This is a genomic window from Nocardia sp. CDC153 (assembly GCF_035818515.1).
In the GTDB taxonomy this organism is placed as follows: domain Bacteria; phylum Actinomycetota; class Actinomycetes; order Mycobacteriales; family Mycobacteriaceae; genus Nocardia.
Genome location: NZ_JAYKYU010000006.1, coordinates 122,566 through 136,154 on the forward strand (window position 1 = coordinate 122,566; position 13,589 = coordinate 136,154).

Annotated in this window: 11 protein-coding genes; 4 read left to right on the forward strand and 7 right to left on the reverse strand. The window is 68.7% G+C overall.

Features of this window, described 5'->3' with window-relative positions:
* Positions 1 to 3: 3 nt before the first annotated feature.
* Entirely contained in the window at positions 4 to 615 is a 612-nt protein-coding gene (locus VMT65_RS30855) for a flavodoxin family protein (RefSeq protein WP_326312039.1), read from the reverse strand.
* A gap of 9 nt (positions 616 to 624) precedes the next feature.
* Complete coding sequence (locus VMT65_RS30860; protein WP_326312040.1) at positions 625 to 951, reverse strand: plasmid stabilization protein; 327 nt, start codon at positions 949 to 951, stop codon at positions 625 to 627.
* Between the two features lie 294 nt (positions 952 to 1,245).
* Between VMT65_RS30860 and VMT65_RS30865 the strand changes: the two genes are divergently transcribed.
* A complete protein-coding gene (locus VMT65_RS30865) occupies positions 1,246 to 2,010 on the forward strand; it encodes an alpha/beta hydrolase (RefSeq protein ID WP_326312041.1) in 765 nt (254 codons plus the stop codon).
* A 17-nt stretch (positions 2,011 to 2,027) separates the two neighbouring features.
* On the opposite strand, the gene VMT65_RS30870 is transcribed toward VMT65_RS30865, so the two are convergent.
* Both VMT65_RS30870 and VMT65_RS30875 read right to left on the reverse strand, forming a co-directional pair.
* The gene (locus tag VMT65_RS30870) at positions 2,028 to 3,437 is read right to left on the reverse strand and encodes an FAD-binding oxidoreductase (RefSeq protein ID WP_326312042.1); all 1,410 of its coding nucleotides are present in this window, start codon (positions 3,435 to 3,437) and stop codon (positions 2,028 to 2,030) included.
* Positions 3,438 to 3,459: 22 nt separating this feature from the next.
* The gene (locus VMT65_RS30875) at positions 3,460 to 4,410 is read right to left on the reverse strand and encodes a TIGR03557 family F420-dependent LLM class oxidoreductase (protein ID WP_326312043.1); all 951 of its coding nucleotides are present in this window, start codon (positions 4,408 to 4,410) and stop codon (positions 3,460 to 3,462) included.
* A 41-nt stretch (positions 4,411 to 4,451) separates the two neighbouring features.
* On the opposite strand from VMT65_RS30875, the gene VMT65_RS30880 reads away from it, so the two are divergent.
* Both VMT65_RS30880 and VMT65_RS30885 read left to right on the forward strand, forming a co-directional pair.
* Positions 4,452 to 6,260, forward strand: a complete 1,809-nt coding sequence (locus VMT65_RS30880; protein WP_326312044.1) for a glycoside hydrolase family 15 protein — start codon at positions 4,452 to 4,454, stop codon at positions 6,258 to 6,260.
* Positions 6,257 to 7,219, forward strand: a complete 963-nt coding sequence (locus VMT65_RS30885) for an SDR family oxidoreductase (protein WP_326312045.1) — start codon at positions 6,257 to 6,259, stop codon at positions 7,217 to 7,219. Before VMT65_RS30880 ends, VMT65_RS30885 begins: the two co-directional genes overlap by 4 nt.
* Here VMT65_RS30885 and VMT65_RS30890 read toward each other — a convergent pair.
* Together VMT65_RS30890 and VMT65_RS30895 are read right to left on the reverse strand one after the other, a co-directional pair.
* Positions 7,199 to 8,305, reverse strand: coding sequence for an enolase C-terminal domain-like protein (locus tag VMT65_RS30890; RefSeq protein WP_326312046.1), 1,107 nt, complete (start codon positions 8,303 to 8,305; stop codon positions 7,199 to 7,201). The genes VMT65_RS30885 and VMT65_RS30890 overlap by 21 nt on opposite strands.
* The gene (locus VMT65_RS30895) at positions 8,302 to 11,160 is read right to left on the reverse strand and encodes an FAD-binding and (Fe-S)-binding domain-containing protein (protein WP_326312047.1); all 2,859 of its coding nucleotides are present in this window, start codon (positions 11,158 to 11,160) and stop codon (positions 8,302 to 8,304) included. Before VMT65_RS30895 ends, VMT65_RS30890 begins: the two co-directional genes overlap by 4 nt.
* 150 nt (positions 11,161 to 11,310) lie before the next feature.
* Between VMT65_RS30895 and VMT65_RS30900 the strand changes: the two genes are divergently transcribed.
* Positions 11,311 to 13,107 carry a thiamine pyrophosphate-requiring protein gene (locus VMT65_RS30900; protein ID WP_326312048.1) on the forward strand — a complete coding sequence of 599 codons (1,797 nt, stop codon included), beginning with the start codon at positions 11,311 to 11,313 and terminating at the stop codon, positions 13,105 to 13,107.
* Positions 13,108 to 13,216: 109 nt separating this feature from the next.
* On the opposite strand, the gene VMT65_RS30905 is transcribed toward VMT65_RS30900, so the two are convergent.
* Positions 13,217 to 13,537: a hypothetical protein gene (locus VMT65_RS30905; protein ID WP_326312049.1), complete on the reverse strand. Its 321-nt coding sequence runs from the start codon at positions 13,535 to 13,537 to the stop codon at positions 13,217 to 13,219.
* Between the last annotated feature and the right edge of the window lie 52 nt (positions 13,538 to 13,589).

Here is a 13,589-nt window from a genome sequence, read left to right on the forward strand (position 1 = left end):
CGTCTACTCGGTTCCCGGGTAGTTCTGCCCGGTCAGCAGGCGGGCCAGGTGCGCGGTATTGCGGGCCAGGGTGTCGATGGTCCGCGCCACCGATTCCGGCTGTTCGGGAAGATCGAGATAGTCGGTGGAGCCCATGGCCTGGTGGTTCCAGTAGGCGCAGCCCTGGGCGGGGATGGTGAAGCCGATATCGTTGAGGCCCTGGAAGAGATCGGCCACGATCTTGTGCGCGCCGTCCTCGTTGCCGACCACGGCCGCGATGGCGACCTTGCCGGTCATGACCGGGCGGCCCGCGTCATCGGTGTGCGCCAGTTCGGCATCCAGGCGTTCGAGGGCCCGCTGGGCGATGGAGGACATGTGGCCCAGCCAGGTGGGGGTGGCGACCAGCAGGATCTCCGAGGCGAGAATCTCCTCCCGGATGATCGGCCACTGGTCGCCGTCGCCCTCGTCGACGCTCACCCCCGGTCGGATGTCGTGATCGACCAGCCGAATGCTTTCGCCGCCAACGCCATGGGCCGACAGCCGAGCCAGGATCTGGCTCGCGATCAGGTCGCTGCTGGACTCCTCGGGCGAGGGCTGCAAGGTGCACACGAGGGCCACGGCATTGAGCTCGGCCATGCTCGAACCTCAGTCCTTGCCGAGCGCGTGCGCGAGCTGGGCCTTGGTCATTCCCGAGCGGCCCTTGATGTTTCGCTGGCGTGCCTCGTTGTACAGCTGATCGCGGGTCGGGCCCTTGGCTCCGCTGTGTGAACGCTGCCCGCCGCGCTGCTGCGGCGACTTGTCCTTCACCGAGGTGCGGCTGGCGGTCTTGGTCTGACCGGCCTGCGCGCGGTTCTTGTTCACCGTGCGCGCGGCGATCTCCTTGGCCCGCTTCCCGCTCTCCCCGCGATCCTCCGCGGACTCCTTGATGTGCTCGTACTGCCGTTCCTGCTTGTCGCTCCATTCCTTCGGCATGGCGAACCTCCTGGTCTGAGCAGCTCTCGGCTCCTCGAAAGCCATTACACGCTCGCCGTACCCGACCCTGTTCGGGGCAAACACCGCCGACTCGGGAGTGAGCTGCGTTCCACCGGATGTAAATCCCTTGCCGCACCGCTGTGAGCACTGCTAACCTCGCCGAGGCCGTGTAAAGGACGAGGAGGTGGTACCCGTGAACACAGTTTCGACGTGGGTGCTCTCCTTCGGGGTCACGGTCGGACGATAGGGGTCGTCCGGGAGCGCCAATCTGACGCACTCCCGAAAGGCACGACCATGCACTTCACCTCCGAACAGCGCCTCGACGACAGCTCCGAACAGCACCGCGACGCCGTCCTCGAACGCCGGTTCACCCTCGCCGACATTCCCGGCATTCTCTGGACCCCCGACTCGGCCACCGAATCGACCCCGGTCCCGCTCATCCTCCTGGGGCAACCCGGCGGCCTCGGCCTCGACAAGATGTACCCGCGTCTGGTGGCCCGAGCGCGGAGCGCCGCCGCCCAGGGCTTCGCCAGCGCCACCATCGAATTCCCCGGCACCGGATCCCGTCCGGCCTCACCTACCGCCCAGCAGGCCGGAGCAGACCTCCGCCGAGCGGTAGCCGCCGGTGAGCCCGTCCCCGACGAGGTCGTCGACCGCCTGATCCTCCCGCTCGTGGACAAGGCGGTTCCCGAGCTGCAGGCCACCTTGGACGCCCTCCTGGCCCTACCGGAAATCGGTGGCCCGGTGGCGTATTCGGGTGGCGTGATCTCCGTCGGCGTCCGCCTGGCCGTAGTCGAACCCCGCATCGTGGCCGCCGGTCTCTTCGCGGGAAGCTATGTGCCACGCTCGATCATGGAGGAGGCCCGCCAGGTCACCATCCCCCTCCACGTCCTCCTGCAATGGGACGACGAGGGCAACGACCGCCAAATGGCCCTAGCCCTCTTCGACGCCTTCGCCTCCAAGGAGAAAACCCTCCAAGCCAACATGGGCGGCCACACCGGCGTCCCGCCCCACGCGGGCGAAGACGCCAGCCGCTTCTTCGCCCGCCACCTGAAATAACCTCGGCCACAACCCGTTCAGCGCTCGGCGGGGACAAACTCGTCGTCGACCAACCGCAGTCGCCGCGCCAGATCCGAGACGAACACCCGCCCCGGATCGGCGGCGTCTCGCACCCGACGCCACTCCTCGAGTCGCGGATACATCGCCCGCACCAGCTCCGGCGTGGTCCGCGACTCCTTGGCGAAATACAGCCGCCCACCGGCGTCGAGCACTCGGCGGTCGAGCTCGGCGCAGAACTCGTTCACCCCCGCCTTCAATGGAAAGTCCAGGCTCAGCATGAAACCGGGGTGCGGCCACGACAGCGGCGCTCGGCTGCTGGCTCCCATGCGCTTGAAGACATTCAGAAACGAGCGATGCTCCGAGTGCGCGATGAACCGCACCGCCTCCGCCAGTTGATCTTCCGCGCCGTAGGGCATCGAGAACTGATACTGCAGGAAGCCGCGCCGACCGTACCCGCGGTTCCATTCGCCGAGCAGGTCGAGCGGATGCAGGAACTGCGTGATGTTCTGGATCAGCCCTCGCCCCTGCTTCGCGAACGTGCGATGGGTGACCTCCCCACCGATCCGAGTGGTCAGATTGTTGACCATCCCGTTCGGGAAGACATCGGGCACCGTGAACAGCTGCGGCGCGGTGAAACGCAGCGGATCGCGACGCAGCTTCGCGGGCAACTGGTCCACGGTCGCCAGATTGCCCCGACTGAACCCCGCCCGCCCCAATTTCGCGCCGGTGCTGATCGTGTCGGGCACCGCCACCGAGTACTCGTAGCCTTCGTCGGACCCGCCGGTCAGCAGTTCCATTGTCGCGGCGAGGTTTTCGGTGCGGTCGCTGTCGACATAGAAGTACGCGGTCTCGGTGCGCTTCATCCGGATGCGGGCGCGCACGACAATGCCCGTCAAACCCATTCCGCCCACGGTGGCCCAGAACAGCTCCGCATCGACCCCCTCGGGTTCGAGTGTCCGCACCTCGCCGTCGGCGGTCAGCAGCTCCATCGACAGCACGTGATTGCCGAAACTGCCCTGCGAATGATGGTTCTTGCCATGGATATCGGATGCGATCGCGCCACCGACGGTGACCTGCCGGGTACCCGGCAGCACCGGAACCCACAGCCCCATCGGCAAAGCGGCGCGCATCAAGGTGTCCAGGCTGACCCCCGCGTCCACATCGACCACGCCGCTGTCCGGGTCGATCGTGTGGATGCGCGCGAACGCGGTCATGTCGACGACGAGACCGCCGCCGTTCTGCGCCGGATCCCCATAGCTGCGCCCGAGCCCCCGCGCGATGACGCCACGCGGTCCCGCCGCGCGCACGGCCTTGGCCACCGTGTCCAGGTCGGGTGTGGAAAGCACCTGCGCGACAGTCGGTGCCGTACGGCTCCAGCCCGACAGCGGACGTTGATCGATCACCGATCCCCCATTCGTGAAATGCACGTCCGCCACCGTAGCGGCTCGCTCAGCGGAGGGCGGGGAGGATGTCCTTTTCGTAGGCGGTGAAGAAGCCGTCGAGGTCTGGGCCTATTTGTTGGATGTAGAGCTCGTCTACGCCGGCGTCGAGGTATTGGCGGAGGTGGGACAGGTGCATGTCGGGGTCGGCGCCGGTGGCGAAGTTGTTGGCTACCGCGCGGGTGCTGATGAGGGGCATGGCGGCTTCGAAATCGGCTGGGCGGGGGAGGGTTTGGTTGAGTTGGCCGGGGAGGAGTTCGTTGGACCAGAGGCGTTGGGCGTATTCGAGGCCGGTGTCGTCTCGGGACCAGCTGACCTTGGTGCCGGCTTGGACCGGTTTGCTGCCACCGCCTTCGGCGCGGAAGAGCTCCACCAGATCGCGGTCGGGCATGGCGGTGCAGAAGCCGTCGCCGAGGCGGGCGGCCAGACGGGTGGAGCGTTTGCCGAAACCGGAGACGTAGATGGGGACCGGGTCCTCGGGGAGGGTGTAGATGCGGGCGTCTTCGACGTGGTAGAACTCGCCGTCGTGGTTGACCATGCCGCCGCGGTGCAGGCGGCGGATCAGGCCGACGGCCTCCTCGAGCATGCGCAGGCGGGTGGGCGCGTTGGGCCAGGGGTCGCCGAAGATGTGCTCGTTGAGGGCTTCTCCGCTGCCGACGCCGAGAATGAAACGGCCCTCGCACTGCACCGCGGCCGTCGCGGCGGCCTGGGCGATGATCGCGGGATGGATGCGGACCGTCGGGCAGGTGACCGCGGTGGTGATCGGCAGATCGACGGCCTGCGAGAGCGCGCCGATGGTGCCCCACACGAACGGGCTGTTGCCCTGGGCGTCGTTCCACGGGTGGAAGTGATCGGAGATCCACAGGCGCTCGAAACCGGCCCGCTCGGCCCGCACGGCCTGGTCGACGAGCTCTCGCGGCCCGAACTGTTCGCTGGCTAGGAAGTATCCGATGGTGACCATGTCGGGCGGTTACCCGCGCGATCGCGTGGTATTCGACGATCGTGGTCGCTGATTCGGTGCTACGCCAGCCGCACGTACTGCGGGAGTACGCGTTCCTGGCCGATGGTGAGCGCGGGGCACTGGTGGGCCCGCGCGGAGACATCTCGTGGCTGTGCGTGCCCGGGTGGGACAGCGACGCCATCTTTCACGCCCTGGTCGGCGGGCCGGGCGTGTACGCGGTGACACCGGTCGACCGCTACGTGTGGGGCGGGCACTACGACGAGGGCGGCCTGATCTGGAACTCCCGATGGGTCACCAGCTCGGCGGTCATCGAATGCCGTGAGGCGCTGGCGTTTCCGGGCGATCCGCATCGGGCCGTGCTGCTGCGGCGCATCCGCGCCCTGCAGGGCGATGCCGAAGTCGATGTGGAGCTCGCGCCGTCGGCCCGGTTCGGGTCCGCGTCGCTGACCGATATCCGCCGGACCGGCGAGATCTGGGAGGCGCGCAGCGCCGGGATCCGACTGCGCTGGAGTGGCGCGGCACGAGCCGTCGTGTGCGAGGAAGGCGCGCCCCCGGTCTGGCGTTTGCGTCTGCGCGTGCCCGCGGGCCAACACCACGACCTGGTGCTCGAGATGTCCGACCGGGAGCTGCCGGACGAACCGGCGGACGCCGAGAAATGCTGGACCGCAACGGAATTCACCTGGCAGCGGGAGATGCCCGCGCTCGCCGGGGGTGCGGCCCCGCGCGACACCGCCCACGCCTACGCGGTCATGCGCGGCATGACCGGCCGCACCGGCGGCATGGTCGCGGCCGCCACCACCAGCCTGCCCGAACGCGCCGAACAGGGCGGCAACTACGACTACCGCTACGTGTGGATCCGCGACCAATGCATTGCCGGGCAGGCCGTCGCCGCGGCCGGACCGCATCCGCTGCTCGACGACGCCGTCCGATTCACCGCCGAACGGCTGCTCGCCGACGGCCCCAAGCTCACGCCCGCCTACACCATGACCGGCGGCCAGGTGCCGCCCATGAGCGACGTTGCCCCGCAGGGCTATCCGGGCGGCGGCTCCGCCCTGGTCGGCAATCGCGTGCGCGACCAGTTCCAACTCGACGTCTTCGGCGAGTCGCTGCTGCTCTTCGCCGCCGCGGCCCGCCACGACCGCCTCACCGAAGACCACCGCCGCGCCGTCGGCATCGCGGTGGAAGCGATTGCCGCACAGCATGATCGACCCGACGCCGGAATCTGGGAGCTGGACGATGAACACTGGACGCATTCGAAACTGGCGTGCGCGGCGGGGCTGCGCGCGGTGGCGGCGACCAAGGCCAGCGGTGCGGATATCGCGTCCTGCACCGCCTTGGCCGATCGCCTGGTCGCCGAGGCGGCCACGGTAGGCCTGCACCCCACCGGGCGCTGGCAGCGCTCACCGCGGCATCCGGAAGTCGACGCCGCCCTGTTGCTGCCGCTGGTCCGCGGTGCGCTGGCGATCGAGGATCCCCGCAATCGCGCCACCTTCGACGCGGTGCGCCGCGAATTGTCCACCGACTACTACGTGTACCGATACCGCCGCGACGCGCGGCCTCTCGAAGAATCCGAGGGCGCGTTCCTGCTGTGCGGCTTCGCCATGGCCATGGCCGCCGACGAATTGGGCCTGCCCGTCACCGCGGCCCGCTACTTCGAACGCAATCGCGCCGCGTGCGGCACCCCCGGCCTGTTCGCCGAGGAATTCGATGTCAACCAACGCCAATTGCGCGGCAACCTGCCGCAGGCCTTCGTGCACGCGCTGCTGTTCGAGGCCTCGAATCGGGCGGCGCGGCCGGGACGCTGGGCCGACCCGGGCTTCGAATCACCCGCAGGAAAGGAACAATCGTGACCGACGCACCGAAAACCGTGGTGATCACCGGGGCGAGCGCGGGCATCGGCCGCGCCGCCGCCCGCGCGTTCGCCGCCCGCGGCGACCGCATCGCCCTGCTGGCGCGCGGCCGCACCGGCCTGGCCGCGGCCGCCGAGGACGTCCGCGCCGCCGGGGGGCGGGCCCTCGAAATACCCACGGATGTCGCCGATTACGAGGCGGTCGATGCCGCCGCCACCCGCGCCGAGAACGAGCTCGGACCCATCGACGTCTGGGTGAATTCCGCCTTCACCTCGGTCTTCGCACCGTTCGATCAGATCCATCCCGAGGAGTTCCGCCGCGTCACCGAGGTGACCTATCTCGGTTCGGTGCACGGCATCCGGGCGGCGCTGCTGCGGATGCGCGCCCGCGACCGCGGCGCGATCGTCCAGGTGGGTTCGGCGCTGGGGGACCGGTCGATTCCGCTGCAATCGGCCTATTGCGGAGCCAAGCACGCGGTCAACGGCGTGGTCGAGGCGGTCCGCGTGGAGCTGTTGCACGACCACAGCAATGTCCATATCACCGTGGTGCAGGCACCGGCGGTCAACACACCGCAGTTCTCGTGGGTGCTGTCGCGCCTGCCCCGCAAACCGCAGCCCGTCCCGCCCATCTACCAGCCCGAGGTCCTCGCCCGCGCCCTCGTGTTCGCCGCGGATCATCCATCGCACAAACAGTATTGGGTCGGCGCGAGCACGGTCGGCACGATCGTGGCGCAGCGCCTGGCGCCCCGCCTGCTGGACCGCTACCTGGCGCGCACCGGATACGACTCGCAGCAGACCGACGGCGAAGCCAAGCGCGACACCGGCAACCTCTGGTCCCCGTTCGACGGCCTCGAGGGCCCCGACTACGGCGCGCACGGCGATTTCGACGACCGCGCCCACGCGCGCAGCCCGCAGGCCTGGCTCACCCGGGCACTGACCTCAATCGGGCGGAAGCACTGAGATCCGGTAGTCCGCGGCGCTGGCGGCCAGGCGCATGCCGTGCCCGCACGGGTCGGCATCGCTGTTGCCGCGCGGTGGAATTCGCCCGTCCTGCACCTGCGGCGCGCCGTCGACCAGCAGCGGTTCGAGGCGGGCGTGGTCGACGAACCATTCGATGTGCCGCAGTCGGGGCGTGGCCGCCGCGATGCTGGCCGTCAGCGCGGGCGCGCAGTGGGCGGAGATATCGCGGTGGTGATAGGCGGCCAGCGAGGCCGCGTAGCGGAATCCGGTGTACCCGCCGCAGCGGGTGACATCGAGTTGCAGGCAGTCCACGGCGTCGATGAGATGCACGGCTTCGGCCGCGGTACAGATGTATTCGCCCGCCGTGACGTCGCAGCGCAGGGCGTCGCGCACCATCCGCAACCCGGCCGGATCGTCACTGGTGACCGGCTCCTCGAACCAGGTGACCCCCAAGCGGTCCAGCTCGTGGCCCATGCGCCGCGCCTCGCCCGGACTGTACGCGCCGTTCGCGTCGACCATGATCTGGGTATCGTTCCCGGTCAGCTTGTCCACCAGTGCGATTCGCTCCAAATCCCGCCGCCGGTCGATACCGATCTTGATCTTCACCGCGGTGCAGCCCGCCGACTCCCAGGCCAAGACCTGTTCGGCCAGTTGGTCATCGGACAGATTGACGAACCCGCCGGACCCGTACACCGCCGTGGCCTCGCGCACCTTCCCGAACAGCGTGGGCAGCGGCAACTCCAGCAGCCGCGCCTTGAGATCCCATAGCGCGATATCGACCGCGCTGATGGCGTGCGCGACCACACCCGAGGTGCCGATATTGCGGCACGCCTTGTGCATTCGCTCCCAGGTGTCGGGAATGTCGTCGGGTGAGGAGCCCAGCAGCAGCGGGGCCAGATGCCGCTCGATGACGGTGGCCGCGGCCGGGGAGCTGTAGGTCCAGCCCAGTCCGCGCTCGTATTCGGCCGCCACGGTCACCACGACCGCGGTGGTGGAATCCCAGGTCAGGGTGCCGTCGGCCTCGGGTTGGGGGGTGGGGAATCGGTAGACCTCGACGGTGATGCCGTCGATATCGGGAGTCTTCATGGAATACCGCCTTGGAGGGCTTGCGCCAGTAGCTCGGCCGTATGCCGCGGCCGGACCTCGGGGAGCAGGTGACGGATCTGGGTGCGGCAGCTGAACCCATCCGCGAGGATCGCCGTATCGGGGGACACCTCGCGCAGGGCTGGTATCAATTGGTCCTGCGCACATGCTACGGACACATCGTAGTGCCCGCGCTCGAAGCCGAAATTGCCTGCCAGCCCGCAGCATCCGGCATCCAGCAGATCGACCTCGGCCCCGGTCGAGTCCAGCAGCTCACGATCGGGCTCGGAACCCAGGATCGCGTGCTGATGGCAATGCGGTTGGACCACAACAGATCCCAGCACCTGCGGCGGGCTCCACTCCGGCGCGCGCTCGGCCAGCAGTTCGGCGAGAGTGCGGGTCTGACCGGCCAGCCGCCGCGCGTCCTCGTCGCCGTCGAGCAGCTCGGGCAGGTCCGAGCGGAACACCGCCGCGCAGCTGGGCTCCAGCACGACGATCGGAATGCCTTCGCGCAGCGCCGGTTCCAGCGTGCGCAAGGTACGCGCCAGCACTCGTTTGGCGGTCGGGAGCTGCCCGGTGGAGATCCAGGTCAGCCCGCAGCAGACCGCGCGCCGCGGGATGTCGACTGTGAATCCCGCGGCGGTCAGCACCGTGACGGCGGCGTCGGCGATCTGCGGGTCGAAGTTGTTGGTGAAGGTGTCCGGCCACAGCAGCACCCGCCCGCGCGGCCCGGGCTCGGCATCGGTGGGCCGCACGAAGGTTCGGGTGAACCGGCGGGAGGCGAATCGCGGCAGCTCGCGGCGCGGATCGACGCCGCCCAGCCGCGCGATCACCCGCCGCAGCCCCCGCGCGTGGGTGACGGCATTGGCCAGTGGCGCGGCACCGGTGGCCAGCCGCGCCCACAGCGGAATCCAGCCCATCGAATAGTGCGACATGGGCCGCAGCCGCCAGTGATAGTGATGGGACAGGAACTCGGCCTTGTAGGTGGCCATATCCACATCCACCGGACAGTCACTGCGACATCCCTTGCAGGACAGGCACAGATCCAGCGCGTCGCGCACCTCGGTGGAACGCCAGCCGTCGGTGATCACCTCGCCCTGCAGCATTTCGAACAGCAGCCGGGCCCGCCCGCGCGTGGAATGCTCCTCCTCGCGGGTGGCCCGGTAGCTCGGGCACATGACCCCGCCGTGATCGCCGCGGCACTTGCCCACGCCGACACAGCGATTGGCGGCGTGGCTGAAGTGGTGACCGTCGTCGGGATAGGCGAAATGCGTGCGCGGCTCCCACGGCCGATACGAAACGCCCTGCCGCAGATCGCTGTCCAAGGGGTGGGGATCGACGATCTTTCCGGGATTCATGCGATTGTCCGGGTCGAACAGCCGCTTCACCTCGCCGAACGCCTCGACGACCCGATCACCGAACATGATGGGCAGCAGTTCCGCGCGGGACTGCCCGTCCCCGTGCTCACCGGAGAGTGATCCGCCGTACGCGACGACGAGATGCGCACTGTCCTTGGCGAATTCGCGATAGTGCGCGATGCCCTCGGCGGTGCGCAGATCGAACGGAATCCGCGTGTGCACACAACCCTGGCCGAAATGCCCGTAGAGCGAACTGGATTCGTAGCCGTACAGATCCAGCAGCCGTTCGAAGTCCCGCAGGTAGTCGCCCAGTCGATCGGGCGGCACGCCCGCGTCCTCCCAGCCCTCATGGGTTTCCGGCCCGTCGGGCGGGTACGCGGTCGCGCCCAGCCCGGCCTCGCGCGCCGCCCACAGTTCGGCCTCGCGCTCGGGATTGTCAAGCAGGCTGGCGCTCACCTCCGGCCGGTCGGTCAGCGCGCTGATCATGGCGTGCGCCCGTTCGTCGGCCTCCGAGGCCGACTCGCCGTCGAATTGCGCCATGAGCCAGGCTTTTCCCTCGGGCAGCTGCTTGATCGCCTTGTCCGCGAGATGCCGTAGATGTTCGAGCTGAACCAGCCGGTGATCCAGACCCTCCAGCGCGGCCGGGTGGTGCGCGAGCACGTCGGGCACCGCGTCGGCCGCGGTGTAGATATCGGGAAAGCCCAGCACCACCAGCGCTTTCGCCGCCGGGACCGGAACCAGCTCGAGCTCGGCCCGCAACACCGTCACCAGCGTGCTCTCGCTGCCGACCAGGAATTTCGCCGCGTCGGGATCGCGTTCGGGCAGTAGCCAATCCAGGTTGTAGCCCGACACCCGGCGCGGAATATCGGGATAGCTCTTGCGGATGTCCGCGGCGTACCGCGCCACGATGTCGGTCAGGCCGTCGCGCAACGACGAGGTCAGCCCCGCCATCCCCGGCCCCACCCACATGCGCTCCCCGCCGTAGGTGTGAATCTCGAGGCGGCGCACCGAATCGGCCATCTTGCCGTACGCCTGCGCCGTCGAGCCGCACGAGTTGTTGCCGATCATGCCGCCGATCGTGCAGCTCACGTGGGTCGAGGGTTTCGGCCCGACCATCAGTCCGTGCGGTTTCAGCACCGAGTTCAACCGATCCAGGCTGATCCCCGGCTCCACCACCGCCGTGCGCGCCTGCGGGTCGATCGACACCACCCGATGGCAGTACTTGCTCCAATCCAGCACGACCGCGGCATTGCAGCATTGGCCGGCCAAACTGGTGCCCCCGCCCCGCGAGAGCACGGGCATATCGTGCTCCCGGCACACGTCGATCGCCAGCGCCGCGTCCTCGGGCGTGCGCGGCACCACCACCCCCAGCGGCAGCGCCCGATAGTTCGACGCGTCGGTCGAGTACGCCGCCCGCGACCCGGGATCGAAGCGCACCTCCCCGGCCACCCGCTCGGCGAGCTCGGCGCGGACGGTGTCGAGCAGCAGCGATGTGCGCATCGAGAGGCCTCCATTCGGGTTGGTGCGTGCGGACATTCGCGGCTCCGCTGTCGCGCGGGTACCCGCTCGCGCGCGATCTACGCGCTGATTCGAGGCGAGGTGCGCGGGTAACCGACCGCTGTCGAGAACCGGACACGGACAGGAGAGACCATGACGCGACAAGTCGGTGATCATGTCGTGCAGAGACTGCGGGAATGGGGTGTCGACCAGGTCTTCGGCTATCCCGGTGACGGAATCAACGGCCTGCTGGCCGCCTTCGGCCGCGCCGATGACCAGCCCGCTTTCATTCAGGCCCGGCACGAGGAGATGGCGGCCTTCCAGGCCGTCGGATACGCGAAATTCAGCGGCCGGGTGGGAGTGTGCACCGCCACCTCCGGTCCCGGCGCGATCCACCTGCTCAACGGCCTCTACGACGCCAAACTCGACCACGTCCCGGTGGTCGCCATCGTCGGGCAGACCGCGCGCAGCGCCATGGGCGGCAGCTACCAGCAGGAAGTGGATCTGCAGAGCCTCTACAAGGACGTGGCCTCGGACTATCTGGTCGAGGTGAATGTGCCCAGCCAGTTGCCCAATGCCCTGGACCGGGCGTTTCGCACCGCGCTCGCGCGGCGCGCCCCGACCGCGGTGATCATCCCCTCCGACCTGCAGGAGGAGCGCTACGAGAAGCCCGAACACGAATTCAAGCAGGTGCCCTCCAGTCCGCCCGGCCCACCCAACGCACCGACCGTGATTCCCCCGCGCGCGGAGATCGAACGCGCCGCCGGGGTGCTGAACGAGGGCTCCCGGGTCGCCATTCTGATCGGTCAGGGCGCGCGTGCGGCCGCCGACGAGATCACCCGCGTGGTCGACCTGACCGGCGCGGGCGTGGCGAAGGCGTTGCTGGGCAAGGACGTGCTCTCCGACGAGCTGCCGTACGTGACCGGCTCGATCGGCCTGCTGGGCACCCGCCCCAGCTACGAGATGATGCGCGACTGCGACACCCTGCTCATCGTCGGCTCGAACTTCCCCTACGCCCAGTTCATGCCGTCCTTCGGACAGGCCCGCGCGGTCCAGATCGATATCGACGGCACCATGATCGGCATGCGCTACCCGACCGAGGTGAATCTGGTCGGCGACGCCAAAGCCACACTGGCGGAACTGATTCCGATGCTGCGACCCAAACAGGATCGCACCTGGGCCATGGACATCCAGAACAATGTGGCGCGCTGGTGGCAGGTCATCGAACGCCAGTCCATGCTCGAGGCCAAGCCGGTCAACCCCATGCGCGTGGTGTGGGAGCTGTCGCAGTGCGTCCCCGAGGACGCCATGATCACCGCCGACTCCGGTTCCTCCACCAACTGGTACGCGCGCTGCCTGCGTTTCCACGGGCAGATGCGCGGCTCGCTGTCGGGCACGCTGGCCACCATGGGCCCGGGCGTCCCCTACGCCATCGGTGCGAAGTTCGCCCACCCGGACCGCCCGGCCATCGCGCTCGTCGGCGACGGGGCCATGCAGATGAACGGCCTGGCCGAACTGCTGACCATCGCCCGCTACCGCGACCGCTGGTCGGACCCGCGCCTGGTCATCTGCGTCTTCCACAACAACGACCTCAACCAGGTGACCTGGGAGATGCGCGCCATGGGCGGCGCACCGAAATTCGAGGAATCCCAGACCCTTCCGGAGGTCTCCTACGCCGAGGTGGCCCGCGCCGCCGGGCTGGCGGCCACGGTCGTCGAGGACCCGGAGGCGGTCGCACCGGCGTGGCGGGCCGCCCTGTCCGCGGACCGCCCGGTGCTGCTGGACATTCACACCGATCCGGAGGTGCCGCCGATTCCGCCGCACGCCACCTGGGAGCAGATGAAGGCGACCGCCGAGGCCATCCTCAAGGGCGACCCCGGCGGCTGGCACCTCATGGCGCAGGGCGCGAAAACCAAAGCGCAGGAATTCATTCCGACCCGCGAGGTATGAGCGGCCGTGATGCCGCAGCACGCCCCGTTACCGGAGTGGCGGCCGGGTGAGGCAACGTCAACGGCGACGTCCTTCTCAATGATAAGCAGACGCTTGACCCAGCCGCCCCTCACTTCTTCGGGACGAGAATCCCGGTGAGATCGGCGTCGCGAATCGGAGTGTCCGGATTCGCCTGGGCCTGGCACATCAGGGTGATGGCGGCGATCGACGCGTCGACCTGGTCGGCGTTGGGCGTCGGCGTCACCTTGGTGTCCTGCTCCAGATACTTGCGCACGGTGATGTGCTGAGTGTTGTCGTCCTGCTTGGTGAATTCGCTGCAGGGCGTGTTGCCGCCCTTGTTGACGACTTCCTTGGCCTGGTCACAGGCCCCGAGCGCGACCGTCGTGCACACGGCCGCGACCGCGATGAGCAGGCGGGATCGGCGCGTCATGGGTTCCTCCTCGGGGGACGGGTTCTTCCGCGTTGCAATGCCCAGTTCGACG

What these genes read in the sequence shown, in the direction of transcription:
- VMT65_RS30855 (WP_326312039.1), bottom strand. Translation starts at nt 615, where the DNA reads ATGGCCGAGCTCAATGCCGTGGCCCTCGTGTGCACCTTGCAGCCCTCG.
- VMT65_RS30890 (WP_326312046.1), bottom strand. Translation starts at nt 8,305, where the DNA reads ATGAAGACTCCCGATATCGACGGCATCACCGTCGAGGTCTACCGATTC.
- VMT65_RS30900 (WP_326312048.1), top strand. Translation starts at nt 11,311, where the DNA reads ATGACGCGACAAGTCGGTGATCATGTCGTGCAGAGACTGCGGGAATGG.
- VMT65_RS30875 (WP_326312043.1), bottom strand. Translation starts at nt 4,410, where the DNA reads ATGGTCACCATCGGATACTTCCTAGCCAGCGAACAGTTCGGGCCGCGA.
- VMT65_RS30865 (WP_326312041.1), top strand. Translation starts at nt 1,246, where the DNA reads ATGCACTTCACCTCCGAACAGCGCCTCGACGACAGCTCCGAACAGCAC.
- VMT65_RS30860 (WP_326312040.1), bottom strand. Translation starts at nt 951, where the DNA reads ATGCCGAAGGAATGGAGCGACAAGCAGGAACGGCAGTACGAGCACATC.
- VMT65_RS30905 (WP_326312049.1), bottom strand. Translation starts at nt 13,537, where the DNA reads ATGACGCGCCGATCCCGCCTGCTCATCGCGGTCGCGGCCGTGTGCACG.
- VMT65_RS30895 (WP_326312047.1), bottom strand. Translation starts at nt 11,160, where the DNA reads ATGCGCACATCGCTGCTGCTCGACACCGTCCGCGCCGAGCTCGCCGAG.